The 26,032-nt window shown below is 58.3% G+C and carries 22 protein-coding genes and 4 tRNA genes; 1 reads left to right on the forward strand and 25 read right to left on the reverse strand.

From position 1 onward, the window contains the following. Positions 1 to 37: 37 nt before the first annotated feature. From purD to LQE90_RS03395, 20 genes are all read right to left on the reverse strand, one after another. Entirely contained in the window at positions 38 to 1,330 is a 1,293-nt protein-coding gene (purD, locus tag LQE90_RS03300; protein ID WP_114566337.1) for a phosphoribosylamine--glycine ligase, read from the reverse strand. A gap of 64 nt (positions 1,331 to 1,394) precedes the next feature. Continuing rightward, positions 1,395 to 2,714: an adenylosuccinate synthase gene (locus LQE90_RS03305; protein WP_114566338.1), complete on the reverse strand. Its 1,320-nt coding sequence runs from the start codon at positions 2,712 to 2,714 to the stop codon at positions 1,395 to 1,397. Positions 2,715 to 2,891: 177 nt separating this feature from the next. Continuing rightward, positions 2,892 to 5,063, reverse strand: a complete 2,172-nt coding sequence (locus tag LQE90_RS03310; RefSeq protein WP_216529262.1) for an ATP-binding protein — start codon at positions 5,061 to 5,063, stop codon at positions 2,892 to 2,894. After that, positions 5,060 to 6,346, reverse strand: coding sequence for a metallophosphoesterase family protein (locus LQE90_RS03315; protein WP_216529261.1), 1,287 nt, complete (start codon positions 6,344 to 6,346; stop codon positions 5,060 to 5,062). The genes LQE90_RS03310 and LQE90_RS03315 overlap by 4 nt, the downstream gene beginning before the upstream one ends. A 36-nt stretch (positions 6,347 to 6,382) precedes the next feature. Beyond that, positions 6,383 to 7,798 carry a replicative DNA helicase gene (gene dnaB, locus LQE90_RS03320; protein ID WP_114566341.1) on the reverse strand — a complete coding sequence of 472 codons (1,416 nt, stop codon included), beginning with the start codon at positions 7,796 to 7,798 and terminating at the stop codon, positions 6,383 to 6,385. A gap of 210 nt (positions 7,799 to 8,008) precedes the next feature. Further along, the gene (gene rplI / locus LQE90_RS03325; RefSeq protein ID WP_114566342.1) at positions 8,009 to 8,545 is read right to left on the reverse strand and encodes a 50S ribosomal protein L9; all 537 of its coding nucleotides are present in this window, start codon (positions 8,543 to 8,545) and stop codon (positions 8,009 to 8,011) included. A gap of 15 nt (positions 8,546 to 8,560) precedes the next feature. Further along, positions 8,561 to 8,821 (reverse strand): 30S ribosomal protein S18, encoded by a 261-nt coding sequence (gene rpsR / locus LQE90_RS03330; RefSeq protein WP_114566343.1) that lies wholly within the window; start codon positions 8,819 to 8,821, stop codon positions 8,561 to 8,563. Positions 8,822 to 8,844: 23 nt separating this feature from the next. Continuing rightward, positions 8,845 to 9,297, reverse strand: a complete 453-nt coding sequence (locus LQE90_RS03335) for a single-stranded DNA-binding protein (RefSeq protein ID WP_114566344.1) — start codon at positions 9,295 to 9,297, stop codon at positions 8,845 to 8,847. 60 nt (positions 9,298 to 9,357) lie between these two features. Then, entirely contained in the window at positions 9,358 to 9,651 is a 294-nt protein-coding gene (gene rpsF, locus LQE90_RS03340; RefSeq protein WP_114566345.1) for a 30S ribosomal protein S6, read from the reverse strand. 450 nt (positions 9,652 to 10,101) lie between these two features. Beyond that, a complete protein-coding gene (locus LQE90_RS03345; RefSeq protein ID WP_216529260.1) occupies positions 10,102 to 10,611 on the reverse strand; it encodes a hypothetical protein in 510 nt (169 codons plus the stop codon). A gap of 295 nt (positions 10,612 to 10,906) precedes the next feature. Then, positions 10,907 to 11,377, reverse strand: a complete 471-nt coding sequence (locus LQE90_RS03350; RefSeq protein WP_216529259.1) for a MarR family winged helix-turn-helix transcriptional regulator — start codon at positions 11,375 to 11,377, stop codon at positions 10,907 to 10,909. Between the two features lie 152 nt (positions 11,378 to 11,529). Continuing rightward, complete coding sequence (locus LQE90_RS03355; protein WP_231088180.1) at positions 11,530 to 11,856, reverse strand: DUF2200 domain-containing protein; 327 nt, start codon at positions 11,854 to 11,856, stop codon at positions 11,530 to 11,532. 31 nt (positions 11,857 to 11,887) lie between these two features. Continuing rightward, a complete protein-coding gene (locus LQE90_RS03360) occupies positions 11,888 to 12,178 on the reverse strand; it encodes a DUF1905 domain-containing protein (protein WP_114566349.1) in 291 nt (96 codons plus the stop codon). Between the two features lie 80 nt (positions 12,179 to 12,258). Beyond that, positions 12,259 to 12,351 (reverse strand) — tRNA-Ser (locus tag LQE90_RS03365). A 63-nt stretch (positions 12,352 to 12,414) separates the two neighbouring features. After that, positions 12,415 to 12,506: transfer RNA gene (locus tag LQE90_RS03370), tRNA-Ser, on the reverse strand. Between the two features lie 308 nt (positions 12,507 to 12,814). Continuing rightward, entirely contained in the window at positions 12,815 to 14,050 is a 1,236-nt protein-coding gene (locus LQE90_RS03375) for a peptidylprolyl isomerase (RefSeq protein WP_216529257.1), read from the reverse strand. A gap of 224 nt (positions 14,051 to 14,274) precedes the next feature. Continuing rightward, a complete protein-coding gene (gene typA / locus LQE90_RS03380; protein ID WP_114566351.1) occupies positions 14,275 to 16,086 on the reverse strand; it encodes a translational GTPase TypA in 1,812 nt (603 codons plus the stop codon). 210 nt (positions 16,087 to 16,296) lie between these two features. Then, positions 16,297 to 16,863 carry a J domain-containing protein gene (locus tag LQE90_RS03385; RefSeq protein ID WP_216529256.1) on the reverse strand — a complete coding sequence of 189 codons (567 nt, stop codon included), beginning with the start codon at positions 16,861 to 16,863 and terminating at the stop codon, positions 16,297 to 16,299. Between the two features lie 158 nt (positions 16,864 to 17,021). Beyond that, positions 17,022 to 17,097: transfer RNA gene (locus tag LQE90_RS03390), tRNA-Ala, on the reverse strand. An 84-nt stretch (positions 17,098 to 17,181) separates the two neighbouring features. After that, positions 17,182 to 17,258, reverse strand: a tRNA-Ile gene (locus LQE90_RS03395). Positions 17,259 to 17,506: 248 nt separating this feature from the next. Here LQE90_RS03395 and LQE90_RS03400 point away from each other — a divergent pair. Continuing rightward, positions 17,507 to 18,016 carry a bifunctional nuclease family protein gene (locus LQE90_RS03400; RefSeq protein ID WP_216529255.1) on the forward strand — a complete coding sequence of 170 codons (510 nt, stop codon included), beginning with the start codon at positions 17,507 to 17,509 and terminating at the stop codon, positions 18,014 to 18,016. A gap of 148 nt (positions 18,017 to 18,164) precedes the next feature. On the opposite strand, the gene gyrA is transcribed toward LQE90_RS03400, so the two are convergent. The 5 genes from gyrA to dnaN all read right to left on the reverse strand — a co-directional run bounded on the left by gyrA (position 18,165) and on the right by dnaN (position 25,903). Next, positions 18,165 to 20,756 carry a DNA gyrase subunit A gene (gene gyrA, locus LQE90_RS03405; RefSeq protein ID WP_255713186.1) on the reverse strand — a complete coding sequence of 864 codons (2,592 nt, stop codon included), beginning with the start codon at positions 20,754 to 20,756 and terminating at the stop codon, positions 18,165 to 18,167. Positions 20,757 to 20,980: 224 nt separating this feature from the next. Next, complete coding sequence (gene gyrB / locus LQE90_RS03410) at positions 20,981 to 22,930, reverse strand: DNA topoisomerase (ATP-hydrolyzing) subunit B (RefSeq protein ID WP_181792524.1); 1,950 nt, start codon at positions 22,928 to 22,930, stop codon at positions 20,981 to 20,983. Positions 22,931 to 23,059: 129 nt separating this feature from the next. Continuing rightward, positions 23,060 to 23,665 carry a phosphoadenosine phosphosulfate sulfotransferase gene (locus LQE90_RS03415; protein ID WP_216529254.1) on the reverse strand — a complete coding sequence of 202 codons (606 nt, stop codon included), beginning with the start codon at positions 23,663 to 23,665 and terminating at the stop codon, positions 23,060 to 23,062. Continuing rightward, complete coding sequence (recF, locus tag LQE90_RS03420) at positions 23,662 to 24,783, reverse strand: DNA replication/repair protein RecF (protein ID WP_216529253.1); 1,122 nt, start codon at positions 24,781 to 24,783, stop codon at positions 23,662 to 23,664. The genes LQE90_RS03415 and recF overlap by 4 nt, the downstream gene beginning before the upstream one ends. 19 nt (positions 24,784 to 24,802) lie before the next feature. Then, complete coding sequence (gene dnaN, locus LQE90_RS03425) at positions 24,803 to 25,903, reverse strand: DNA polymerase III subunit beta (protein WP_114566358.1); 1,101 nt, start codon at positions 25,901 to 25,903, stop codon at positions 24,803 to 24,805. Positions 25,904 to 26,032: the final 129 nt, after the last annotated feature.

Consider the following 26,032-nt stretch of genomic DNA (forward strand, 5'->3'; position numbering starts at 1 on the left):
CCAAAAAAACCGCCGCCCTTTCGGACGGCGGAAACCTTTATTCCCAAGCGGTCCGTCCAGCAGCAGCTTTTTTGCCGATGTCGGTTCGGAATTGTTTGCCTTCAAAATTGATATAGTCGCACGCTTCGTATGCCTTTTCGCGGGCTTCGTCGAACGAATCGCCCAAAGCCACTACGTTAAGAACGCGTCCACCTGCGGTAACAAGTTCCTCGTCGTAGTTCTTGGCAGTACCGGCGTGGAATACGGTAACGCCCTCTATGGCTTCGGCTTCGTCGACGCCAAGGATGACCTTTCCTTTTTCGTACGATCCGGGATAGCCCTCGCTCGCCAAAACCACGCACACCGCCCACTGCTCGGACCAGCGCAAGGTGATGTCGTCCGGACGACCCTCGGCAACAGCCATCATGATATCTACCAGGTCGGTTTCCAGACGCGGCAGAACCACCTGCGTCTCAGGGTCGCCGAAACGAGCGTTGAACTCGATGATCTTAGGGCCTTCCGGCGTCAGCATGAAACCGCCGTACAGAACGCCGCGATAGTCATGGGCAAACGGCGCGCGAGCCGTAGCAGCGGCAGCCGTCTCCATGATCTCATGCATAGCGGCCAGTTCTTCAGGGGTAACGATAGGCACCGGCGAGTACACACCCATGCCGCCCGTATTGGGGCCGCGGTCGCCATCGAATGCGCGCTTGTGATCCTGTGCGGTGGTCATGCAGTGAGCCTTGCCGTTGCTGACGAACGCAAGCAACGAACACTCGGGACCCGTCAGGCATTCTTCGATGAGCACGGTGGAGCCGGCATCGCCGAACGCGCCGTCGAAGCAGGAACGAACAGCATCCTCTGCGGTTTCCAGGTCGTCGGCAACGACAACGCCCTTGCCCGCTGCCAAGCCGTCCGCCTTGACAACGATGGGAGCGCCCAATTCGCGAACGTAAGCGAGCGCTTCGTCCAAGTTCGTGAAGCTGCCGTAACGAGCCGTCGGAATACCGTTGGCTTGCATGAATTCCTTGCTGTAGGTTTTGCTGCCCTCCAGCAAGGCTCCTTGAGCATCGGGTCCGAACGTAGCCACGCCCGCTTCGCGCAAAACGTCCGCCACGCCGGCGACCAAAGGAGCTTCGGGGCCGATGACAACCAGGTCAATCGCATGCTCCCGCACGAACGCCAGCACGGCATCCGCATCCTCGGGATTCAGCCCGGCAACGTTCTGAGCAACGGCATCGGTTCCGCCGTTGCCAGGAGCTACGTACAGCCGATCGGCGCGAGGAGACTTCGCCAAGGCCCACGTGATGGCATCTTCGCGACCGCCGCCGCCCAACACCAGGATGTTCACATTCGTTCCTTTCATCAACCAACGCGTTTCACGTGAAACGCTCGAAAATCGAAAGCCTGAGAAGCTACGCGCGATCCCAGCCGCGCATGATGGTTTGGTCGCGATCGGGACCCACCGCGATGATGCTGATGGGAACGCCGACAATGCGCTCAAGGTACTCGACGTAGCGCTGCGCCGTTTCCGGCAGGTCCTCGAAGGTACGGCATCCGGTGATATCGACGTCCTTCCAACCGGGAAGCTCTTCGTACACCGGCTTCGCATGGAACAGAACGCTCTGCTGCATGGGGAAGTAATCGTAAACCTTGCCGTCGCACTCGTACGCCGTGCACACCTTGATAGTATCGAATGCGCTCAAAACGTCAAGCTTGGTCAGCGCCACATCGGTCAGGCCGTTGACCTCAGCTGCATAGCGCGCGATAACCGCATCGAACCAGCCGCAGCGACGCTTGCGGCCCGTAGTCACGCCGAACTCGTGACCGACAGCGCACATGAGCTCGCCGGTCTCGGCTTCCTCGCCTACGCCGCCATCTTCGGGAAAGCGCTGCTCGGTGGGGAAGGGGCCGCCGCCGACGCGCGTGATGTACGCCTTCTGAATGCCCAAAACGCGATCGATGGCCGTAGGACCGACGCCCGTTCCGGTTGCCGCGCCACCGGCGCAGCACGAAGAAGAAGTCACGTAAGGATACGTTCCGTGATCGATGTCGAGCAGCGTGCCTTGCGCGCCCTCGAACAGGATGGACTTGCCCGCGCGCACGGCCTCGTTCAACAGCTGCGCCGTTTCGGCCATATACGGCTTGAGAATACGAGCGTACGGCAGGTACTCTTCGCAGATCTCTTCCACCGTGTACGTATGCAAACCGTAGATCTTCTCCAGAACGGGGTTCTTCTGAGCGAGAACCGCTTCAAGCTTCAGGCGGAAGATCTTCTCGTCCAACAGGTCCTGGATGCGAATGCCCTTGCGAGCGACCTTATCCTGATAGCAGGGACCGATGCCGCGCTTCGTGGTGCCGATCTTGTTTTCACCGAGACGCTTTTCGTCGGCGCCGTCGAAGTCTTTGTGGTAGGGCATGATAACGTGCGCATCGCACGAGATCTTGAGGTTCTTGCAGGAAATGCCCTCGGCTTCCAACATGGCCATCTCTTTGATGAGCACGCCCGGGTCGACGACAACGCCGTTGCCGATAACCGGCACTGCGTTCTCGTACATGACGCCGGAAGGCATAAGATGAAGAGCCAGTTTCCTGCTACCGTGGATAACAGTGTGGCCGGCATTGTTTCCGCCCTGGTAGCGAACCACGTAGTCGTATTCGCTCGCGATGAGGTCAGTGATTTTGCCTTTGCCTTCGTCGCCCCATTGGGCACCGATCAGAACCGTGCTGGGCATGTGCGTGAGTCCTTTCAACGCCCCGGTTTCATCATGCGGGGCAGTCCCGTAACAACCCTTGCATTATAGTATAGTTGCGCGTTCGGCCCCGCGCTTCCTCTGTCTTTATCGAGAAACCCCATCTAATGGGCCCTTATCAGCCGCATAACCGAGAAACAGGCCGGAGTTCAGGGCAAATTACAGCTCCAGCTTGTTCAAGGCTGGATCGACGGCGCGCAGGGCCTTGACCACTTCCTCATGACAGGTGAACAGAAGCACCTGCCGCATGCGCGCCAGTTCCGCAAGGGCACGCGCCGCTCCGGCGCGACGCTCCGAATCGAAGTTGACCAGGATGTCGTCGGCCAGGATGGGTATTGCACGGCCGACGTTGTCAGCCGTCATCAGCAAAGCAATACGCAAAGCAAGGTAGAGCTGTTGGCACGTCCCCAACGACAGATGAAGGGGGTCTCGGGCGGTTTTGACTGCGTCGACCACCTGCAACCGACCCTCGGCGGTCATGGCCACCTTAACCCACGCGCCATCGGTCATAACGGAAAGCAAGCGACTTGCCTGGCGATACACTTCAGGCTGGCTCTTGCTCTCCCAAGCGCCAATAGCCGTTTCGAGCATGCGCTTCGCCAGAAGCAGGCGCGCATATTCGCGGGAGCTCTCATCGATGCGCGTCTTCACCTCTTCCGCTTGCAGCTTGAGCGCGTCGAATTCCCTTTCCTTGACGGCATGGGACAGTTCTTGCTTCAGCTCGCCGTACCGGCGGTTCAAATGCTCGCTTGTTTCCAACAGGCCGCTGCGCTGCTGCACCTTTTGAGCCAAAGCCGCGTCAAGCGCTTCCACGGTTCGCTCAGCACGCGAATCGATGCGCTCGAACAAGCGCTTGCGCTGGCGCTTCGCAAGCGCCAAGCTTTCTTCAAGCGAACTGCGCCGCGACACAAGGGCCTGTTGCCGCTGTCGATACAGGTTGGATTCGGCGCGGGCATCCTTCGCTTCATCCAACAACGTACGAGCACGCCGAAGCGAACCTTGCGCCTCTTCCAACCCAACCGAATCAAGCTGAGCGCGCGCCTCCCGGCGAAACGACTCCCTGCTTTCCACGCATGCTTCAAGCTTCTTCTTGTCCTGCAACATAACCCACTGCGCATCTTGAAGACGCTCTTCCTTTGCGTCGGCCTTCTTATCAGGCCGAAACAGCATCACCATCGCAGCCAGAGCCAACATGATGGCGAAAACGATCAGGCCGATGCCGCCAACGGTGAACGAAAGGCTGGTTATCTCTCGGCCGTGGATGAAAAGCGGCACGCCGGAAAGCATGAACAGGAGAGGCAAGGCGATGGACAGCACGATCTGCGTTGCGCGTTGGCGGCGCATCACCCCTTGCACAGACGTTGCGTCCTCGGACTCGAGCAGTACCTCGTACGCAGCCTTCGAAGTGGAAAAGTTATCCTGGGCAAGATCAACGGCATGCTCGAACTTCGCCTCATCAACTGCCAAGGACTCGATCTTATCCCGCAACGCACGGTCTTCCGTTGTAGTCAAGCGAACGAGCGCGGCCGAATCCCCTCGATCGCGCAGACGATGCTCCAGTCGCAGCGTTTCTTCTTCAGCCCTTAAAGAGGCGACCTTGTCCTCCAGATCGTCCATCTCTTGGTCGATCTTTTCCACGCTTGCGCGGCAAACCGTCAACGCCTCTATATCGGAGTTAAGCGAGTCCAAACGCGCGAGCAGCTGGTCCCGTTGCGGTGCAAGGTCGTGAAACTCCTTGTCCTGACGCTTGAACCGTTCGACCGTTTCAGCGGCGTAAGACAGCTTTTCACGCAGTTCGTCCTGCTGGACGCCTAGGTTGACCAGAGAATGTTCGATACCGGCAGCGCGCGAAGTGTATTCAGCCAGGCGATTCTGGATCAATGAGCGCGCGTGAGCGGGGGAGGCTCCGGTTCCCGACCCTGCCGTTAACAGTTTCGCCGTGACGTCCGATGTGTTCCTAAGCGTGCGAAGCTCGTCGCTCGTAAGCGAGAACATGGTTTGGAACGTTTCTTTGTCGATGTCGGACGCCAATGCAGCATCGCCTTGAAGCCCGTCGGCATTACGACCACGCGAGAGTTCTATTTCGTTTCCGCCAGCCTGGAAGAACAAGGACCCGGCGCGTTCGGCGTTCGCAGGCTTGTACGTGTTGCGCATACCGCGCGCGTCTTCCCACCCGAACAGAACGCCGCCGACAAACGAAGCCAAGGTTGTTTTGCCTGATTCGTTTCGGCCGAATATCACGTTAAGACCCGGCGTTAACGGCCCTACCGCCATATTGGAAAACGCGCCGAAGGACGCTATCTTCACGCGCTCAAGATAAGGCCTGGTCATCGGTCCTCCCCTTGAGAGAGAAGATCGAGCACAAGGTTTTCGGCTTCTGCGGACAGGTCGTCCACAAGCCGCGTGCAAGCACTGGGCAGCTGCATGCCCTTCGCAAGGAATTCCTCTTGAAGATACGCTATCTCATCGTCGGGATTCGAGCGTTGGGCATCGGCGACCTGAAGAAACACCGCGGGGAACAGCCCTTCCCGACGCAACGCATCTTTGTCGCGCGGCTCCACCGTTGCATCAAGCAGGGCGTCACAGAAAAACGCCGGATACGAATCGTTCAGGTGCTTTCGCAGGTCAGCGCGTATATCATCGCGCTCGAGCATAGCATGAAGATGCGTCGACCCCACCAATGTGATGCGCGAAACCATTTCCTCGCAGTGGGCTTTTCCGTTTTCGCGGAACAGCTCGCGCATGATCTTGTCGGTGACCGCCGGAAGGTTCGCGCAATCGGAAACGTCCACCCGCATGCGCTGCCACACGACGCTTGCCGTGGGAATAGGCTCTATCGTGTTCCGCGCGCCCTCCGTAAGCGTAACGTGGTAGATTCCGCGTTCGCCCGTCTCGTTGATGTCACGGCCCTGAATGCAACCGGAAAACACCAGGCGAGGATCTTCGAAAGACGGGTAAGCGTACCGAAGGTGGATATGTCCTAACGCCCAGTAATCCATCCCGGCGTTCATGAGAGTGGATGGTGCAACGGGCGCTTTCAAATTATCGAGATTGAGGCCCGTGTGCAAAACCCCTATCGCGAACGGAGCACTGGCAACTTCAGGGTATCTTTGAACAAGTGCCTCTTCAGCAGCGCGGCGCGTCACTCCCTCGGCAATGCACTCGTCAGCCGGCCATGTTTGGTTGTAGTACCCGCGACCCCCCACGATGCAAAGCGGGCGGCCATCGCGCTCGTACAGGGCGAATCCCGGACGATCGCCCGGTAGCATGACCGCATTCGAGGGAAGAGAGAAGCTGTCGTGCTGCCACGAGGTATACGGATCATGGTTTCCCGTGATCAGGTAAACGAGTATGCCCGCTTCCTCAAGCCTGCGCAGGCCAGCGAAAAAGTGCAGGTAGTCGCCGTACGAAGGACGGGCGTTATCGAAAATATCGCCCGCCATCACCACGAAGTCGACCTCGCGGGTAAGAGCGGCCTCTATCACGCGGTCGTATGCTTCGGACAAAGCCGTGAGCAGGCGCGCTGCCCACGCATCGGAAAGCGCGCGTAAACCGCGAAAAGGAGCGCCAAGATGAAGATCGGCGGCGTGGATGAATGTCAGACGTTCGGCCATGCAAGCAGTGTACCTCGAATGCCTGCGACAAGGGAATTACATATAGCCGCCAGCGCGCGAATCGTCGATGAAATCCATGAAGCGCGTAAACTCGGCGTTGAAAGCCAGGGGGATGTCGCGCGTAGGACCGTTACGGTGCTTCGCCACAATCAACTGGGCGGTGCCCAGGTCGGGACGGTCTTCGCTTTCAGCCTCGATTTCATCCATGCTTCGGTCGATGAAGGCAACGATGTCGGCGTCCTGCTCGATCGAGCCCGATTCTCGCAGGTCGGAAAGCATCGGACGCTTCTTGCCGCGCATTTCGACCGCACGGGACAACTGCGACAGCGCAATAACGGGCATGTCCATTTCTTTTGCGAGCACCTTCAAGCCTCGGGAGATCTCGCCAACCTCGACGGCGCGGTTGCCGTCGGCGCGCGCTTTGGGCGGCTGCATGAGCTGCAGGTAGTCGACGATGATCAACCCTTTTTCAGCGTTGCGCAACTCTCGGCGCGCTTTCGCACGCAGCTCGAGGATGGAAAGCGCCGGCGTGTCGTCGATGTACATTTTCAGATTGGAAAGCTTGCTCGAAGCTTCAACGATGGCGCTCCAGTCAGAATCTTGCAACTTGCCCGAGCGCACGTTCGCAAGACCCACGCGGGCCTCGGCGCACAGGATACGCTGGACCAACTGGGAACCGCTCATTTCCAGGGACAGGAACGCAACCGTAGCGCCCAACTTGGCAGCATTCGTTGCAAGGTTCAACGCGAACGACGTCTTGCCCACACCGGGTCGGGCGGCAAGAATGACCAAGTCTCCGCCACGGAAACCGTGGAACAGGTCGTCAACGTCCTTGAACCCCGATGCAACGCCGGCGATACCGCCGTCTTGAGCGGCGATCTCCTGGATCTCCTCGAACGCATCGACCAGCAAGGTATCGATGCCGGTGAACGCCGACGAAACGCGCTGTTCGGTAACGTTGAACAGCGTTTTCTCGGCTTCTTCTACTACAACGCCCAAGTCGTCGGGGGCATCGTAGGCAAGGGCCGTGATAGACGCCGATGCACGGATCAAGTCGCGTAAAATAGACGTACGCTTAACGATTTCGACATGGTTCTGCCAGTTGGTAAGTGCGAACGTATTGTCCGCAAGCTCGATCAGATACGGTTTTCCGCCAACGGCTTCAAGTTGCCCCAAGCCCTTCAAGTTGTCAGCCAACGAGATATGGTCAATGGGAATATGCCGGGCGTACAAATCGAGCATCGATTCGAAGATACGTTGGTGGGAAGCGCGGTAAAAGTTCGCGGGAACAAGTTTCGCAGCGACTTCCTCGATAGCTTCCTGAGTCAGGATACACGCAGCCAACACGGACTTTTCCGCTTCGATATTCTGAGGTTCAAGGCGACGGCGATCTTCGACGCGTTCGTCCTCAGGAGCAAAATCCGGGCTGTAGGGCGCAATGGGACCTGACATGAAATCTATCCTTTCAAAGGTATCGGCTCCCTATGATACCCCAAGCATTCTACCTGGTCATCAGTAATTTCTATGAGCCAAACACACCTAGTTTCGTTATCCACCGCAGCAAAAGAAACCCCTTTGCCCGCTATCAGGGGCAAAGGGGTTTTCCTCAAGTTTCCACAGCGTCTTGCAGTGGAAAACTATTTTTCAAGCAGGCTGCGATCGCTATTCAGCGGACTCGGCAGCTTCCTCGACAACCTCCTCGGCGGGAGCGACTTCTTCAGCCACTTCCTCAACCACGGTCTCTTCGACGGCAGCCGCGTCGCCGACGAACAGCTTCACGGTGGTCTTGATTTCGCGGTACAGGGAGATCTGAACCTCGTGGTCGCCAGCCGTCTTGATGGCATGACCAAGCGCGATGCGGCGCTTGTCAACATCAACGTCGGTCGCAGCCTTGATGGCGTCGGCGATCATCTGAGCGGTAACGGAACCGAACAGCTGACCCTCTTCGCCAACCTTGGCCTCAACCTTGACGACGGAGCCTTCGAGCTTGGCTTTCACAGCGTTAGCATCGGCAATGCGATTTTCCTCGCGCTTGGCAATGTTGTGCTTGCGCTGCTCGAGCTGCTTGAGGTTGCCCTTCGTGGCCAGGATGGCCAGCTTGTTCGGCAACAGGTAGTTGTTGGCAAAACCGGGAGCCACGTCGACGACGTCGCCCTCACCGCCCTTGCCCTTCAATTCTTGGAGCAGGATGACTTTCATGGTTCCTCCTAGCGCCTAGCGGCTGCGACGGTCGCCGCGACCGCTGATGGCGGGAACCGCGTAGGGCATCAAAGCCATCTCGCGAGCGCGCTTCACGGCGTTCGCGATGTCACGCTGGTGCTGGGTGCAGGCACCCGTCACGCGGCGCGGCTTGATCTTCCCGCGGTCGGTAACGAACTTACGCAGCATCTGAGTATCTTTGTAGTCGATGAACTGCGAGTCCTCCTTGCAGAACTGGCAGAACTTGCGACGCGGCTGCTTCGCGTAATCGGACATTTCAATAACCTCTTTCGTATCGCTTAAAACGGGATGTCTTCGTCATAAACCGAAGAAGAGGCATCAACCACCGGAGCGGCCATTGCGGGAGCAGCTGCCGGCGCGGAGTACCCACCGCCCATGCCGCCGCCGTATGACGAATCGCTGTTTCGGCTGGACATGAATTCCAGCTCGTCAACGATCACTTCGATCTTGCTGCGCTTTTGTCCGTCGCGCTCCCACTGGCTCCAACGGAGCTTGCCTTCGATGGACACCTTCGTGCCCTTGCTCAGGAATCGCGACAGGCTGTCGGCGCGAGCGCCGAACATCGTGCAGTCGATGAAGTTCGGGTAATCCTCCCATTCGCCGGTCTGCTGGTTCTTGCGACGGTCGTTGACCGCCACGCCGAAGCCCAGAACCGGAAGCCCGCTCGCAGTGGAGCGAAGCTCGGGATCGCGCGTCAGGTTTCCGCTGATGATCACTCGGTTAATGCTCATGGTGTCTTCCTCTTCTCATGACGGGTACCGGGTTTCGAACCGGGACCCTGCGTCGTATCCTTAATCGCGATCGGTGCGCTTGACGATCATGTGACGGACTACAGCATCGGTGATGCGCAGAACACGATCGAGTTCGGCAACGTCAGCGGGATCGGCGTGGAAGTCGATGAGAGTGTAGTCACCATCGGTCAGACCGTTGATCTCGTAAGCGAGTTTACGCTTGCCCCAGTTGTCGACGTTGTCAACCGTACCATTAGCATCGGCGATCGTGGTCTCGATACGCTTCATAACAGCGGCGCGGATTTCTTCGTCGATAGACGGAGCGACAAAAAACAGCAATTCATAAGCCTTCATCAGCTCACCTCCTTTGGACTGTACGGCCCCGGGCTGTGAAGGCGTTAACCGGGGCAGGAATTAGCCTTGCTAGTTTAGCAAAGGAGGAACGAGTTTTCCGTCACAACTCGCAGTATTCTGCCATTACACCGTTTCGCCACACTTCACAACCGTCGCGTTTGCCCAAATATCATTGTCGAACACGTTAAGGACATGATACCAAGGCGATCTAGCCAATGCATGACGTGCGTCCAGCGCGCAGCCATCTTCGATCCATCCGAATCTTGCACGGATCTAGCTTCTACATGACCCCGCTCTGCTTTGAATCTAACGCAGCGCTCGCTCGAACCTTGCACGGATCTAGCAAGAATCTACGTCGATCCTAGCACAGGAGGTCAGAGGCGTAAAAAAGCCGCGACCCTCTGCAGGCCGCGGCAATCAATGCGAACAATATGTTCAGGGGAAAACGCCTTACTCGGCAACGTCTTCCTCGAGGTATTTCTCTTCGATATCTTCATCGGCGTAGGAATCGGCATCCTGAAGCGCGATCATGAAGTTGGGAGCTTCGCCAATATAAGCCGGCTCCTCCTCGAATTTCACCTCTCCGTCTTCGGAAGTCTCGTACAGGTACCCCACGGCGTATCCGGTGTCTTCGCCGGGAATGCCGCCTTCGGCGATCAAAGCGTCCTTCACGCCGTCGTCCACTTCGATGTAGCCGTCGTAGCACAGAGCGTACGCCGCCGCGCCGCGGGCATGCTCGACGGTGTGACGCGCAAAGTTGAAGCACTCCTCAGCAGACTCGCCGGGATGATTCTCCAGGAACAGGTTTTCCTTCACCACCAAGGCCGTGAAAGGAATTACCTCGGATCCTTGAGCCAGTTTCTCTTTAGCTTCCTCAAGCGAGAACAGCAGAACCTTCTCCAGGGTTTCAGGAATCTCGGGAACCTCTACGTCAGCGCTCTCGACCATGCGATCAGCCATAACCTCGTCCTTTCAATGAAACGCTCGTACCTTTTCGCAAGCGTGTCTCATAACGGCAATACCGTTTTTTCGCTGCATTCAGTGTAGAGCTTGCCAACCTTAACGCGTATGACTGCCGATGGTATGCGTTGTATCTTCAGAATTCTCAGGCTTACGCGCGGGCTCTTTTGTTTCACGTGAAACGAAGGCTATGTCCGCGTCGAAGCGCATGCATAATGGAAGCTGGGAATGAAACGCATAAAAAACCCTGCACCGCCGAAGCAATGCAGGGCTCCTTTATTTTGAACAGCGCAGCTTAGTGACAGCTGCAACGATGGGCTTTGCGGCCCTTCTTTTCCCCATTGATGCCCTTGTCCTTCATGGACAGAATAAGCTTCTCGGTTATCGCGTTCAGCTGAGCGACCTCTTCCTCGTTCAGACAAGACAGGATTTCATCAGCTGTTTTATCCTGCGCGACAACGCGCTTCTGAGCAACAGCGCGGCCTTCGTTGGTCAACTTTACCGCGTAGGTGCGCTCGCCGTCCGCGTCCTCGATGGTCGCGTATCCGTTGCGAACCGCCTTCTTCACGATATCCTTGAGCTCGCTGCGGCTCATACCCATCACGCCTACCAGATCGCGCTGGGTTGCACCGTCGTTTTCGATCAAGGCGTTCAACAATGCGCCCTGGCCGCGCTTATAGCTTTTAGGGCCGTTCTTGTGAAATCCCAGGCGCGTAAGCTTGCTGGCTTTCTTCAGTTGGTTCAACGTCATAGTAGCTTGATTCATAGGTATTCCTTCTTGCATCTTATTGATCTCTGTATGACAGAAGCTACTATACCGCTTGTTTTTTCACCTATTATATTATTCATAAATTCATCGTGATTAATAGTTTTGGCTGATTATAAGCAGTATTTATATTATTCACGAATAAGGAGTTATCAGCTCCTGAGCACCTTCTCCAAGGGTTTCCCCTTTGCCAGCTCGTCAACCAGCTTATCCAAGCGACGGATGTTCCTCATGAGCGGATCCTCTATGGCTTCAACGCGCACGCCGCACACGACGCCGGTTACCTTGTCGGCGCAAGGATTGATTTGCGGCGCCTGCTCGAAAAACGCGACAAGGTCGGTGTCGTCGCTCGTCTTTTCCTGCAACTCTTCCTGACCGTATCCCGTCAGCCAACGAATTGCCTCGTCAAGCTCGGTTTTTGAGCGTCCCTTTCGCTCCACTTTTTGAAGGTAGAGCGGGTAGACGCGGGAAAACGGCATGGAAAACACCTTTGAGGGATCTTTGCTCATGTCATTCACGCTCCTGCACGGTTACATGGACCGTGTCGCCGATACCTTTGCCAAGTTCGCTTCGTATGCCTTTCAATATACCCACTATATAGCAAACAGAGCCGTCTTCGTTTTTCACTCCCATGTTGACGATGCTCCCGTCGTAGGGAATCCCGTCGAACGTGACACGGGCTTTGACGCGGCCTTTTCCGAACTCTTGGCGAACGTCGTAAGGAAACGGAACGTACGCGCCGCCTTTTCCAATTTCCGATGAACGAATAACCGCATCGTATTCGTATACCGCAGGATTCATAATGGTCCCTCGCTTCGAGTATCCGAATGAATAAGGAGCATGATAAAACAAAAAGCGCCCGAAGGCGCTTGTTTGAAAACTGGCGGAGGAGGAGGGATTCGAACCCTCGTCACCGGGGTTGCCGGTGAAACGGTTTTCGAGACCGCCGCATTCAACCACTCTGCCACCCCTCCGCTTGGGGTGTCGAGGCTATGCCCCGTACTGCAAACGCGCCCTTAAAGGGCGCGGAATTAATCTGGCGGAGAGATAGGGATTCGAACCCTAGGTACTCTTTTGGAGCACACACGATTTCCAATCGTGCACCTTCGGCCAGCTCGGTCATCTCTCCGCTTCATGGAATTGCACACCTGAATCGAAACCAGGTCGTGCAGCGAGTATGTAGTATACAACAGCCCTTACGTCCCCACAAGCAATAAATTTCACCTTCACGAGCTTCCCAACCACAGCCCCCATCAATCCAAACCCATGCGCCCGGCGCGAAACAACCTTCGCTCGGCAAGCACGCCGCCTTGCCCGAAAACCACGGCGCATCACCGCGGCGTACCGCCGCACACGCCCATCGGAAGCAAGCCCTGAAAAGCAGCAAGCCGGCCGCTGCGCGCGGTCGGCTTGCTCTCAATTTATGGGAAGCACCTATTACGAAGCTTCTGCAGGCTGGCCGGAGCCTTCGCTCTTCTGCTCGCCTTCGGAAGAAGCATTGTCAGCGTTTCCGGAGTTGTTGGAAGAGTTATCGGCGCTACCTGCTTGCGCGCCCTGATCGGTGGAATTACCCGACTGAGCAGCAGATTCATCCGTCTTGTACTTCGTCACGTCAACGTTGTAGGGAACGTCAGCAGGCATGTCGTTGATCTTCACGTCAGACGCCTCGCGCTGCTCATCGACCCACTTCTGGTACGCCTCGGACTGAGCCTGAGACTTCAAAGACTGCTTGATCGTATCCAGCCAGTCGGAAGGAATCTGATCGACGCTGGTGATCTCCACCTTTTCGGTGCCGTCTTCAGCCTTGGTCTTGGGAGCCTGGTACACATCGGTGCACTTGATGATATGGATGCCGTACGTGCTGGTCACCAGCCCGCTTACCTGGTCTTTCTGCAGGTTGTTGAGCGCATCTTGATACTCGGTCACCAGCTTGGATGTCTTATCCCAACCGATGTCGCCGCCCTTTTCGGCGGAAGCGGTATCGTGCGAGTACTCCTTAGCAGCTTCAGCGAAATCAAGCGCGCCGGAGTTGATCTTGTCCAACACTTCCTGGGCGGTTGCCTCGGCACCGCTATCGAACAGGATATGGGAAGAGCGACGGGCGCCGTCGTAGGCAGTTGCATACATCTGCGCATACTGAAGCTGGTCCGCTTCGCTGGGATCCTCGTCGACGGTGAACGATTCCTTCAGGTACTTGTCTGTGAGCTGCAGCTTGACCTCTGCGCGATAATCGTCTTCGGTCATGCCGGACTGTTCGAGCGCGGCCTGCCACTTCTCATCGTTTTCGTAGTTGCTCTTCATCTGGTCGACGTAGCCGTTCACTTCCGCGTCATCAACCGTGACGCCGCGATCAGCCGCGTGAGCCCTGATAACCTCGCGCGTTACGAACGCATCGATGACCTGCTCTCGGAATTCTGCAGGATTCTTATCGAGCTGGACAAGATACTTACCCCAAGAATCCTCATCGGTCATGCCGTACTGGGTTCTCAGGTTTTCGATGTACTTAGTCACATCGCCTTCGGAAATCTCGACGCCGTTCACCGTGGCTGCCACGCTGTCGGTGCCGGAACCACCCGAGGATCCGTTGCCTCCCGTGCAGCCTGCCAGCCCCCAAACGCACGCAGCGGAGATGCCAACAGCACACACGGTCTTTACAAGATGCAGCTTTTTCATAAGACCCTTCCCTCGAACACGCGTGGTCTTCGCAGTTCATCTGCAAATAACCTGCATGTAAAGATACTGGGCCGTATTTTCGCATACGCACGAAATAGGGTCTCACCTTGCACAAGAAGCCCATGTTCGATTCACAGTCCCCACGCCAGGTTCAGGGAAAACCCTGATACGAAAAGCGCCGCCTCGCATGAGACGGCGCTCGGAACTGCCTTGACTGAAAAAGCCTACTTCTTGTTGGCCTTCTTACGCTCGGTAGCGGAAAGAATGCGCTTGCGCAGGCGAATGCTCTTCGGAGTGATTTCCACCAGCTCGTCGCCTTCGATGTACTCGAGCGCTTCCTCAAGCGTGAAGGTTTGCGGGGGAGTCAGCTGGATGGCCTTGTCGGCGCCCGACGAACGCTGGTTGCCCAGCTGCTTCGACTTCGCAATGTTGACCACCATGTCGCCCTCTTTCGCAGACTGGCCAACGATCATGCCCTCGTAGCAATCCTCGCCCGGACCGACGAACAGCTTGCCGCGCTCCTGCAGGGCGTCGAGCGCATACGCAACGCTCTTCTCGGTGGACATGCTGATCAGCGAACCGTTCTTGCGGCCGCCGAACTCGCCGCGATACGGCCCGTACTCGCTGAAGTGGTGGAACATGGTGGCTTCACCGCGCGTGACGTTCAAAAGGCGCGTGCGCAGGCCCATGGTGCCGCGCGAGGGAATCTTGAACACGAGGTGCGTCTGATCGCCGCGCTGGAACATGTCGGCCATTTCGCCGCCGGCGCTGCCGAACACCTCGATCGCCTTGCCGGCGTACTCGCTCGGCACGTCGACGGTTGCTTCCTCGATCGGCTCAAGCTTGCGTCCCTGCTCGTCCTTCTTGATGAGGACGCGCGGACGGCCCACTTGGAACTCGAACCCTTCGCGGCGCATGGTCTCCATGAGAACCGAAAGGTGCAGCACGCCTCGACCGGCAACCTCGACGCCGGACTTGTCCTCAAGCTCTTGGATGCGCATAGAGATATTGCTCTCCGCCTCGCGCATCAGGCGCTCTTTCAACTGGCGAGCGCCCACGATGTCGCCCTCGCGGCCCACAAGGGGGCTGGAAGACGCTTCGAACACGATAGCGATGGTGGGCTCTTCAACCTGGATGGGATCAAGGCGAATGGGGTTGTCGCGACTGGTTACCATATCGCCGATGTCAGCGTCGTCCACGCCCACCACGGCCACGATATCGCCCGCGTGCACCTCGGGCTTTTCCTTCTTGCCCAGCTCCTCGAACGTGAACACCTGCTTGATGTTGGTGTTGTAGCGCGTGCCGTCGTTCTTGATGACCAGCACGGGTTCGCCTTTGTGGATGGTGCCGGAGAATAAGCGACCGACGCCGATGCGCCCGACGAAGCTGGAGTGGTCCACCGTGCAGATCTGCAGCGCCACAGGGCCGTTCGGCTCGCAGTCGGGGGAGGGGACCTCTTTGATGATGGTCTCCAGCAAAGGAAGCATGTTCATGTTGTCGTCGGTCGGGGCGAAGCGCGCGTAACCGTTCATGGCGCTGGCGTAGATGACGGGGAAGTCCAGCTGCTCGTCGGAAGCCTCGAGCTCAACCATCAGGTCGAACACCTCGTCAACCACTTCCTCGGGGCGCGAACCGGGGCGGTCGATCTTGTTAACCACCAAAACAATGCGCAACCCCAGCTCAAGAGCGCGCTTCAAAACGAACCGCGTCTGAGGCATGGGGCCTTCGAACGCGTCGACGATCAACAAGGCACCGTCGGCCATGTTCAGAACGCGCTCCACCTCGCCGCCGAAGTCGGCGTGGCCCGGCGTGTCGATGACGTTGATCTTCACGCCGTCGTAGGTGACGGAGATGTTCTTGGACAGGATGGTGATGCCGCGCTCACGCTCCTGGTCGTTGCTGTCGAGCACGCGCTCTTCAACCTGCTGGTTCTCGCGAAACACGCCGGACGTATACAGAAGACGGTCGACGATGGTCGTCTTGCCGTGGTCGACGTGCGCGATAATGGCTACGTTGCGGATATTCTCTTGTTTCATGCCTTTCTTCTTCTTTCTATTCAAGCCACGCCTAGATCGGCGCGGCGATGATCCTTGCGGTAGGGCCTGCGGCGGATACCGTTCCCGTAGAGGACGATTGTCGCCCGAAACGTACGTTTTCCACCTGAATTCCGTACGTTTCGGGCGACAATGCAGGCGCCGCCGGACAATCGATGCAACAGGAAGGAACGATCGCCGGCGAAACGGCGGCTACACGTCGTCCAACTCCTCGGCGAGACGCCGTTCTTCCTTGTTCAATTCGTCGATATGCTCGTTCAGCGTATTGAGCGTTCGCTGCGAGGAAACCACCTGCACGATGCCCCACACCGCCGCAGCGCCTGAAATAGCGGCAACGATGCCGAACAGGCCGAACGGACGCCTGCCCGTTATGAACGCCACGATGCCGCCCACGGCTGCCATAGCCATACCGTTACGGCGTTCGTCAAGAACCACGTCGCGCTGCTTGACCAGCTGAATGCGCGCGGCAGCGATTCCCGCCATGCGCGCTTCCTCCTGGCTTCCCGTCGCGTAAACGCGATCCGACCCGTCTTGCGCGCCTCGGCGCGCTGACGTGCGCGACCCTTTGCCCTCGGTCAGGTACTCGTATGATTCTTGGAGGTTCTTGAATTGCTCGGTGGCCCGCTCTTGAAGCTTTTTGTTGCTGGCGAACCGATCAGGGTGCAGAATCTGCGCCGTTTCCTTGTAGGCGGTCTTGATGTCCTCAGGCGTCGCGTCCTCGTCAAGACCCAAGATGCGCAGTGCTTCCGTTCGGTTCATAGCTCCCCATGTGCGGTTTTCGAATGCAGCCTTCCACGAAGGCTTGGCGATGGTCGTACGAAAGAAGATTTTACCACGCTCGAGGCTTTTTCAGGGAGCGCGGCGGCGCTCTCACAGAATGGACGAATGAAAAAACGGCCTTGCGGCCGTTGAATACATGGTGGAGCATAAGGGGATCGAACCCTTGACCTCAGGCTTGCAAAGCCCGCGCTCTCCCAGCTGAGCTAATGCCCCATGTTTTGAACCTATAAGGTTCCGAACATTAATAAACGCTCCACCGGCTAACTCGGCTCACGGTGGAGCGTTTATCGCAAAAAATGGTGGGCCCGAATGGATTTGAACCAGCGACCTCACGCTTATCAGGCGTGCGCTCTAACCAACTGAGCTACGGGCCCCAAAAAAGTGCCTGGCTAGTATAACCCACTTTTGAACGATTGGTCAAGCATCGATTTTCTTAAAATTGAAAATTTTTTATCATGCCTGGTCAAAGGTGTAATATAGGCTTTTCGGACGCTGTTCGAGCGCGAAACGAGGCAGGTCCTGCAATCCGATGAAAGCGGTACCGTTATAATCGAAGAAAGAATCGCATCGAAAGCCATCCCGTGCTTCGATGCCGAGGCGAACCTTGCGAAAAGGAGCATCGATGGTACCCGTCAACGTCCAAACCCTGATAGTTTCCGCCGCTCCCACACCCTCGATCATCGTTTTGCAACCGATCGAGGAAGCCCCCCAGCAAGGCAAGTACCGCATCGTCCCTATCTGGGTCGGCATGAACGAAGCAACCCAGATGGGCGTCGCGCTTGAGAGAGCGCGTTTCTCGCGCCCTATGACGCACGATCTGTTCTTGGACGCGCTGACGAACCTTGACGCCTGCGTCGATCACGTGGTCATCAACGACGTGAAGGGCTCGACGTTCTTCGCGCGGCTCGCCCTGCGCCAACATGACCGGCTGATAGACCTTGATGCCCGCCCGAGCGACGCGCTGGCCCTGGCGGTGCGCCAGAAGGCTCCTATCTACATCGAGGAGGACGTGCTGGAACGCGCATCGTTTCCCTACGTGCTCAAGAACCCGTCGGGCGGCGTGCCCGAACACGAGCTTGAGGAGTTCCGCCAGTTCCTTGAAGGGATTGCTCCCGAGGACTTCGAGGCTTAGCGCAAGGGCACGCTCGAACAACCGACGGCGTCCGGGACGATAAGCCAACAAGTGTGAAAGAAGGGGTCGAACCTGTTGCCGGTTCGACCCCTTCTTCAATGTTCAAGCCGTTGAACGGCTCGTTTTCTCAGCGGGAAGCGCGTCCGTGCTAGTCCTCAGCAGGTGCTTCCTCGGGGGCAGTCGCCGCGTCAGGCGCCTGCGCGTCAGTCGACTCGTCTTCCATGTCGTCGATCTGCGACTCGTCCAGCTCGTCGGCGGAACCCGGCTTCGCGGACTTCTTCTTGCCGCGGCTCGAAATCGCCACTGCGGTCACGCGGTCCTTGTCGGCCACCTTCATGACGCACACGCCCTGCGTGGAGCGGCCCAGCTCGGAAATACCCGAAACCGGGGTGCGCACGACCACGCCCTCTTCGGACATGATCATGATCTCGTCGTCCGATCCGACTATCTTCATAGCCGCGAGCAGGCCCTTCTTCTCGGTCATCGTAATGGTGAACACGCCCTGGCCGCCGCGGTGATGCTCAGGGTACTCGGCGATAGGCGTGCGCTTGCCGTAGCCCTTCTCGGTGATGACGAACAGATCGGTGTCGGGCTGCGCGATCTCCATGCCCAGCACCTTCGCGATAGGCGGCACGTTCATGCCGCGCACGCCCATGGTGTCGCGACCCATGGCGCGCACCTCGCCCTCGTCCCACATGATGGCCTTGCCGGCCGAGGAGACCATGAGCACACGCTCGCCTTGCGCAACGCGGCGCACGCTGATCAACTCGTCGTTGTCCTTCAGGTTGATGGCGATAAGCCCGTCGCGGCGCGTACGATCGTACAGCTCCATCGACGTCTTCTTCACCATGCCGTGGGCCGTGGCGAACATCAGGTACTCGTTTTCCGGGAAATCCTTCGTGGCGATGACGGCGCTGATCGTCTCGCCGCGCTCAAGCGGCAGCAGGTTCACGATAGCCGTGCCACGCGCGTGACGCGACGCTTCGGGCAGCTCGTAAACCTTCAGTCGGTACACCTTGCCCTTCGTGGAGAAGAACAGCATGTACGAGTGCGTGGAGGCGATGAACAGGTGCTCCACGTAATCGTTGTCCTTGAGGTTCACGCCCTGCATGCCCTTGCCGCCGCGCTTCTGCTGGCGGTACGTGGCAACCGGAAGGCGCTTCACGTAACCGGACTTCGTAACCGTGACCACCATGTTCTCCTCGGCGATCAGGTCCTCGACGTCCAGATCCTTCGCCGCGTCGGACAGGAGGGTCTTGCGGGGGGTGCCGTACTTCTTCTTGACCTCCAGCAGCTCTTCCTTGATGATCTCACGCACGAGAGCCGGATCGCTCAGAACGCGCTTGTAGTACGCGATGCGCTCAAGCAGTTCGTTCAACTCGCTTTCGATCTTCTCGCGCTCCAAGCCGGTCAGACGACGCAGGCGCATCTCCAAGATGGCATCGGTCTGCTTCTTCGACAACCCGAAGCGCTCGGTCAAGCGCTCGCCGGCCTCTTTGTCGGTTTGGGACGAACGGATGATGCTGATAACCTCGTCGATGTTATCGAGCGCGACAATCAAGCCTTCCAGGATATGAGCGCGTTCCTCGGCTTTCGACAGCTCGTAGCGCGTACGGCGCACGATGACGTCTTCCTGGTGGGCGATGTAGTAGTGTAGCATCTCCTTGAGAGAGAGAACGCGCGGCACGCCGTCCACCAACGACAGCATGATCACGCCGAAGCCCACCTGCAGCTGGGTGTGCTTGTACAGCTTGTTGAGTACCACCTGCGGGATGGCGTCCTTCTTCAGATCGATGATGATGTCGATGCCGTGACGATCGGCGCCGTCGTGGATGTTGCTGATCTCGGGAAGCTTCTTCTCGCGAACCAGCTCGCCCAGCTTCTCCAGCAAACGCTGGCGGTTCACCTGGTAGGGAATCTCGGACACCACGATGGAGCTGCGGCCGTTCTTGCCCTCCTGCACCGAGCACTTGGCGCGCACGGTCAGCGAGCCGCGGCCCGTTTCATAGGCATCCAGGATGCCCTTCTTGCCCATGATGATGCCGCCGGTGGGGAAGTCCGGGCCGGGAAGCGCCTTCATCAGCTCGGCGGTTTCGATCTCCGGGTTGTCCAGCATAAGGCACGTCGCGTCGATCGTCTCGCCCAGGTTGTGCGGCGGGATGTTGGTGGCCATGCCGACGGCGATACCCGACGAGCCGTTGACCAGCAGGTTCGGAAAGCGAGCCGGAAGCACCGTGGGCTCTTCCAAGCTTTCGTCGTAGTTCGGCTGGAAGTCAACCGTCTCTTTGTCCAGGTCGCGCAAGAGCTCCATGGCGGCCTTGTCCAAGCGGGCCTCGGTGTAACGCATGGCGGCGGCGGAGTCGCCGTCGATGGAGCCGAAGTTGCCGTGACCGTCGATCAGCGGGACGCGCAGCGAGAACGGCTGAGCCAGGCGCACCATGGTGTCGTACACCGCGGAGTCGCCGTGCGGGTGGTACTTGCCGATGACGTCGCCGACCGTACGGGCCGACTTCATATGCGGGCGGCTGGGCGTGTAGCCGCTTTCGTTCATGGCGTACAGGATGCGGCGGTGAACCGGCTTCAAGCCGTCGCGCACGTCGGGCAGGGCGCGCGACACGATAACGCTCATGGAGTACTCCAAGAACGAGGTCTGCATCTCTTTGCCCAGGTAGGCGCTGCGAACGATGGTACCCTCGCCGCCGTTGGCGCCCTCGACGATGGATCCGTGGGGGTTGCCCATGGACGACGTGTCGATCAGCGCGCGAGCTTTGTCTTCCTCGGACACGCCGGCACCTGCGGCGGTCGTTGCATGCGCCTCCGCGGCTTCCGTTTCCTCGTCGGCGCTCTCCTCGGCATCGGCGTCGGCCTCGGCGCGGGCGATCAACTCGTTCAGCTTGTCGTCACGTTCGCCGGAGCCGTCGATGGGGTCGAATTCTTCAGTATTGTCTGCCACTTGCCTTCTCCTTAGATGTCCAGGAATCGGACGTCACGGGCGTGCTTCTGGATAAACTCCTTGCGAGGCTCAACCAAATCGCCCATCAGCTCGGACACAACGCGCTCGGCTTCGGCGGCGTCGTCGATGTTCACCTGCAGCAACGTGCGCGTGGCCGGCTCCATGGTGGTCTCCCACAGCTGTTCGGGATCCATTTCGCCCAAACCTTTGTAGCGCTGCACGTCGAACTTGTTCGGGTCGTCGTACTCGGCCAGCGTTGCGGACAGGGCGGACTCATCATAGATGTAGCGCTCGATCTTCGGGTTGCGCGAGTTCTTCTTCTTGAGGCCGAAGATGGGAGGCTGCGCGATGTAGATGTAGCCGCGGTTGATCAGCTCCGGCATATAGCGATAGAAGAACGTCAGCAGCAGGCAGCGGATGTGCGCGCCGTCGACGTCGGCGTCGGTCATGATGATGATGCGGTGGTAGCGCGCCTGATCAGCGTCGAAGTCGTCGCCGATATTCGTGCCGATCGCCGTGATCAGCGAGCTGATGGTGTCGCTCGAAAGCGAACGGTGCAGGCCCGCGCGCTCCACGTTGAGGATCTTACCGCGCAAGGGCAGGATGGCCTGCGTCTTGCGGTCGCGGGCCTGCTTGGCAGAGCCGCCTGCGGAATCGCCCTCTACAATGAAGATTTCGGACTCGGCCGGGGTCTTCGACGAGCAGTCGGCCAGCTTGCCGGGAAGCGCGAACGAATCCAGCACGCCCTTGCGACGCGTCATCTCGCGCGCTTTGCGCGCGGCTTCGCGGGCCTTGAGGGCCTGGGTGGCCTTGCCGATGATGCGCTTGGCGGGGGTGGGATTCTCTTCCAGGTACTCGGCCAAGCCCTGCGTGACCGCGTTCTGCACGAGCGGGCGGATCTCGGTGTTGCCGAGCTTCGTCTTCGTCTGCCCCTCGAACTGCGGATCGTGCAACTTCACCGAGATGACGGCGGCGCAGCCTTCGCGCGTATCGTCGCCGGACAGGTTGGAGTCCTTCTCCTTGAGGATGCCCTTGTTGCGCGCGTACTCGTTGATCGTGCGCGTGACGGCCTGCTTGAAGCCGTCGAGGTGCGTGCCGCCCTCGTGCGTGTTGATATTGTTCGCGAACGCCATGACCGAGTTCGTGGAATACGAAGTGGACCACTGCATTGCCACTTCCACCGTGCCGTCAGCGTTTTCAGCCTCGAAGTAGATGGGCTTGTTCAGCGTTTCCTTGCCCTCGTTCAAGAACTTCACGAAGTCGACGATGCCGCCGGCGAACTGGAACACGTCCGTGCGGGGGTTACCGTCGGCGTCGGTTACGCGCTCGTCGTGCAGCACGATCTTCAAGCCCTTGTTGAGGAAGGCCATTTCGCGGAAGCGGCTTGCCAGGGTGTCGTAATCGTACACCGTGGTCTCGGTGAAGATCTCGGGATCGGGCCAGAACGTCACTGTAGTGCCGGTGTGCTTAGCCGGACCCGTTTCGTGAAGCTTCGTAGCCGTCTTGCCGTGATCGAAATCGATCTCGTACGCCTTTCCGTCGCGGCGCACGCACACGGCCACGCGGCTGGAAAGCGCGTTCACAACGGACACGCCTACGCCGTGCAGGCCGCCGGACACCTTATAGCCCTCGCCGCCGAACTTGCCGCCGGCATGCAAGATGGTGAGAACCACCTCGACCGTAGGGATTTTCTCCTTCGGGTGCTTATCCACGGGAATACCGCGACCGTTATCGTCGACCGTGATCGAGTTGTCTTCGTGAATCGTCACTTCGATCTGGTCGCAGTAACCGGCCAAAGCTTCGTCCACGGCATTGTCGACAACCTCGTACACCAAATGGTGAAGGCCACGAGGACCTGTCGAGCCGATATACATGCCCGGACGCTTGCGGACCGCCTCCAGGCCCTCGAGGACCTGAATGTCAGAACCGTCGTAATGGTCAGGTTTCTTTGCCACTGACATGCTCCTTTTGTAGTGCGATGCGTGAGTGAGGCGCGTCGGCGCCAACCTATAAAGTTTACCACAGGTATTCGTGGTACGAATAAAATACATCACGTTTGAAGGCTTTGAGAAGCCTTGTAAGACACGATCTTAGAACTGAACGTCGTTTTTAACGTCTTTCGATGTTTTGCGTTGCAAATCAGCAATCATGGCTTTCTCGAGCGCACGGCGAACAGCGGCGTTGTCCACCGTGGCAACAAGCTCCTCCACCGCCGCGGTCTCCTCGGGCGCCAAAGAGCGGCGCGCAGCAGGACGTACGGGCGCGCCGGAGGCTCCGACACCGGGCTCGTCGGCGGAATCAGGCCGAAAAGGATGCCTCGATTTCATATCGAAGCGCGATGGCTTGATGCAGAACGCCTCCACGTGCTCGCCTTGCTCGTTGAGCTTCATTTTGAGAAATTCCTGCCGCGCGTCAAGGTCGGATCGAATCATGCTGTCATCCGAATACACTACCAACACGGTGCCGCCATCCGTCACCCTCGCCGCCGCGCGCGCGTCGTCCACATCATCCGCCCGCATGACGTACACCGCGTTGATATGGTCGAGAACCATAGGCGCCGCATCTTTGTAAACGGCTTCGACGGCTTTTCGCCACATGACCTTCACCGCTGCCGCGCGACGAGCGCGGGCTCCGGAATCGTCCCCTGCGCCGAACGAAGCCATCAATTCTTTCAAGCCGCTTCCCAGCGTTTTCACGACCGATCGCCTCGATCCCCCAAGCGGACCACCCGAGCGCGTGCAAGCAGATCCTCGTCGAAATACGATAAATTCGTCGTGGTTATGAACGTCTGAATATCCCCGGCCACAAACGACACGAGCGCTCGGCGTCGGGCGGAATCAAGCTCGCTCATCACGTCGTCGAGCAACAGCACGGGCTTCTGCCCCAGAATATCCTGGATAAGCGACGCCTCGGCAAGCTTGAATGCCAGAACCACCGAGCGCTGCTGCCCTTGGCTCCCGAACACGCCCGCGTTGCTTCCATTTATGAAGAACTCGATTTTGTCCGCATGGGGCCCTACGAGCGCGCGGCGGCGCGCACGTTCGTCAGGAAGCCGCTTCTGCAGCGCGCACGACAGCGAGGCGCGCGCCTCGTCGCGACCGAACGAGTACGAGCGCGACACGCTTGGATCGTGATCTTCCCACGACGGCACATAGCACGCCGTCAAGGACTCACGACCTTCGGTAATCTCGGAATAGTAAGAACTCATCGAGCTTGCCAGCTTCTCAAACAACGCGCTGCGGTAGCACGCCAGCTGCGCGCCACAGGTGACGATCATCTCGTTCATGCTCTCGATGAGCAGCGAAGACGAATCTTCCTTGAGAAGATGATTCTTATGGCGAAGCACTTTTTCGTAGTCGCGTCGAATCAAGTAGTGATTCGCGGAAAGCTGAGAGCCCAGCGAATCGAGAGCGGCGCGGCGGACGGACATGGAACCCTTCGACAACTCCAAATCGTCGGGTGTGAACGTCACCGAAGGAACAAGGCCCTTCAAATCTGCCGTGCGCTTGGGCTTCCCGTTCAACAGGTGCTTCTTCTTCCCCTCGGACAACTGGACGCCCAGAGTCAATTGACGGCTTCCGTCGGTGACATCCGCCTGCAACCGACCGAACGAAGAACCGGCGCGCACCAGTTGAGGCACCGTGGGATTCCTGAACGACGATTGAGCCGTTAGAAGCTGCACCCCTTCGATAATGTTCGTCTTGCCTGCAGCGTTCGGCCCGACGAGCACCGTCAAAGGACCGATGTCGCTCAAGGCGAACGCTTCATAGCTCCGAAAATCGCAAAACGAGATATGAGATATGCGAAGATCCACCGCGGACGCTTCTCCCGCTTTACGAAATGCGAACTGGCATGACCAAGTAGAGGTAGTTCTCCCCTTCGTCAGCCTTGAAGATACCGGGCTTGAGCGCGGACTGGACTTCCAGGTACACCTTATCGGTCGCGACCGACGACAAGCCGTCCAAAACGTACGCGTAGTTGAACGCGATCTCGACGTCTTCCCCCTCGCCTTCGCACGGAAGGGTTTCCTGAGCAGTACCCACGTCCTGAGCCACGGCCGATAGCTGGGCGGTTTGAGACGCTATGTTGATATCGAACTTAACCGGAGAGCTCGTCTGCCCCAGAAGAGACGTACGCTTCACGCCGGCCACCAGATGACCGACTTCCATGCTCACGCGCGTGACGTACGAATCAGGGAGCAGTTGGCGGTAGTTGGGGAAGTTTCCCTCGATGCGGCGGTTGATGAACACGGTGTCGTGGTAGGTCACGACGATCTGGTTCTCGGCCAACGCAAGCTTGAGCGGATCGTCGGTACGCTGCATGGACGCAATCTCCTGCAAGAACGAACCCGAGATAACCGCTTGGAAATCCTCTGCCGCCGAATCGGGAAGGTCAGCTTCCGTGATAGCCAGACGATACGAATCGGTGGCGACCATCTTGAGCAGCGTCCCTTCCAGCGTGATGAGCACGCCGGTCAGGATCGCGCGGCTCTCATCCTTCGACACCACGCGAGCCACACGCTTGACCATCGAGGCAAATTGCGAGAACGGAATAGAAATTTCCTGCTGCACGTCAACATGCGGGAAACCGGGGAAATCCTCGGCATCAAGCGTTTTGATCGAGAACGACGACGTGTCGCAGGTGATGACTGCTGAATCGTTTTCAGCATGAACATGCACGGCGGCGTCGGGAAGGTTCTTCACGATTTCGGAGAACAGCTTGCCGGGGAACACGGCTTTGCCTTCTTCCTCTACCAAAGCCGGCACGGCATACTGGATGGAAAGCTCAAGATCGGTTGCCTGAAGCGTGAGCGTGTCGCCGCGCGCATCCAGGTAAATGCCCGACAGAATAGGCAGCGTCGAGCGCGTAGCGATACCCTTCAAAACGACGGACAGGGCATTCTGCAGTTCCGTTTGGTTGATGCTGAATTTCAAGCCGCTCCCTTTCTCTTGCTCTCTATGGTTCCGGTTCAGTATCGCACAATCAATCCGTTTTCACGTTTGCCACCATGATAAAAGCTCTGCCGCGCACGGCAAGCGCACGTGAAGAAAAGGACTCGGAAC

This window comes from Paraeggerthella hominis (assembly GCF_021044775.1).
Lineage (GTDB): Bacteria > Actinomycetota > Coriobacteriia > Coriobacteriales > Eggerthellaceae > Paraeggerthella > Paraeggerthella hominis.

Excerpts from the sequence above, each read along its gene's own strand:
- LQE90_RS03305 (WP_114566338.1), bottom strand. The coding sequence starts at position 2,714 with ATGCCCAGCACGGTTCTGATCGGTGCCCAATGGGGCGACGAAGGCAAA.
- LQE90_RS03310 (WP_216529262.1), bottom strand. The coding sequence starts at position 5,063 with ATGACCAGGCCTTATCTTGAGCGCGTGAAGATAGCGTCCTTCGGCGCG.
- LQE90_RS03315 (WP_216529261.1), bottom strand. The coding sequence starts at position 6,346 with ATGGCCGAACGTCTGACATTCATCCACGCCGCCGATCTTCATCTTGGC.
- dnaB (WP_114566341.1), bottom strand. The coding sequence starts at position 7,798 with ATGTCAGGTCCCATTGCGCCCTACAGCCCGGATTTTGCTCCTGAGGAC.
- rplI (WP_114566342.1), bottom strand. The coding sequence starts at position 8,545 with ATGAAAGTCATCCTGCTCCAAGAATTGAAGGGCAAGGGCGGTGAGGGC.
- rpsR (WP_114566343.1), bottom strand. The coding sequence starts at position 8,821 with ATGTCCGATTACGCGAAGCAGCCGCGTCGCAAGTTCTGCCAGTTCTGC.
- LQE90_RS03335 (WP_114566344.1), bottom strand. The coding sequence starts at position 9,297 with ATGAGCATTAACCGAGTGATCATCAGCGGAAACCTGACGCGCGATCCC.
- rpsF (WP_114566345.1), bottom strand. The coding sequence starts at position 9,651 with ATGAAGGCTTATGAATTGCTGTTTTTTGTCGCTCCGTCTATCGACGAA.
- LQE90_RS03345 (WP_216529260.1), bottom strand. The coding sequence starts at position 10,611 with ATGGCTGATCGCATGGTCGAGAGCGCTGACGTAGAGGTTCCCGAGATT.
- LQE90_RS03350 (WP_216529259.1), bottom strand. The coding sequence starts at position 11,377 with ATGAATCAAGCTACTATGACGTTGAACCAACTGAAGAAAGCCAGCAAG.
- LQE90_RS03355 (WP_231088180.1), bottom strand. The coding sequence starts at position 11,856 with ATGCCGTTTTCCCGCGTCTACCCGCTCTACCTTCAAAAAGTGGAGCGA.
- LQE90_RS03360 (WP_114566349.1), bottom strand. The coding sequence starts at position 12,178 with ATGAATCCTGCGGTATACGAATACGATGCGGTTATTCGTTCATCGGAA.
- LQE90_RS03375 (WP_216529257.1), bottom strand. The coding sequence starts at position 14,050 with ATGAAAAAGCTGCATCTTGTAAAGACCGTGTGTGCTGTTGGCATCTCC.
- typA (WP_114566351.1), bottom strand. The coding sequence starts at position 16,086 with ATGAAACAAGAGAATATCCGCAACGTAGCCATTATCGCGCACGTCGAC.
- LQE90_RS03385 (WP_216529256.1), bottom strand. The coding sequence starts at position 16,863 with ATGAACCGAACGGAAGCACTGCGCATCTTGGGTCTTGACGAGGACGCG.
- LQE90_RS03400 (WP_216529255.1), top strand. The coding sequence starts at position 17,507 with ATGGTACCCGTCAACGTCCAAACCCTGATAGTTTCCGCCGCTCCCACA.
- gyrA (WP_255713186.1), bottom strand. The coding sequence starts at position 20,756 with ATGGGCAACCCCCACGGATCCATCGTCGAGGGCGCCAACGGCGGCGAG.
- gyrB (WP_181792524.1), bottom strand. The coding sequence starts at position 22,930 with ATGTCAGTGGCAAAGAAACCTGACCATTACGACGGTTCTGACATTCAG.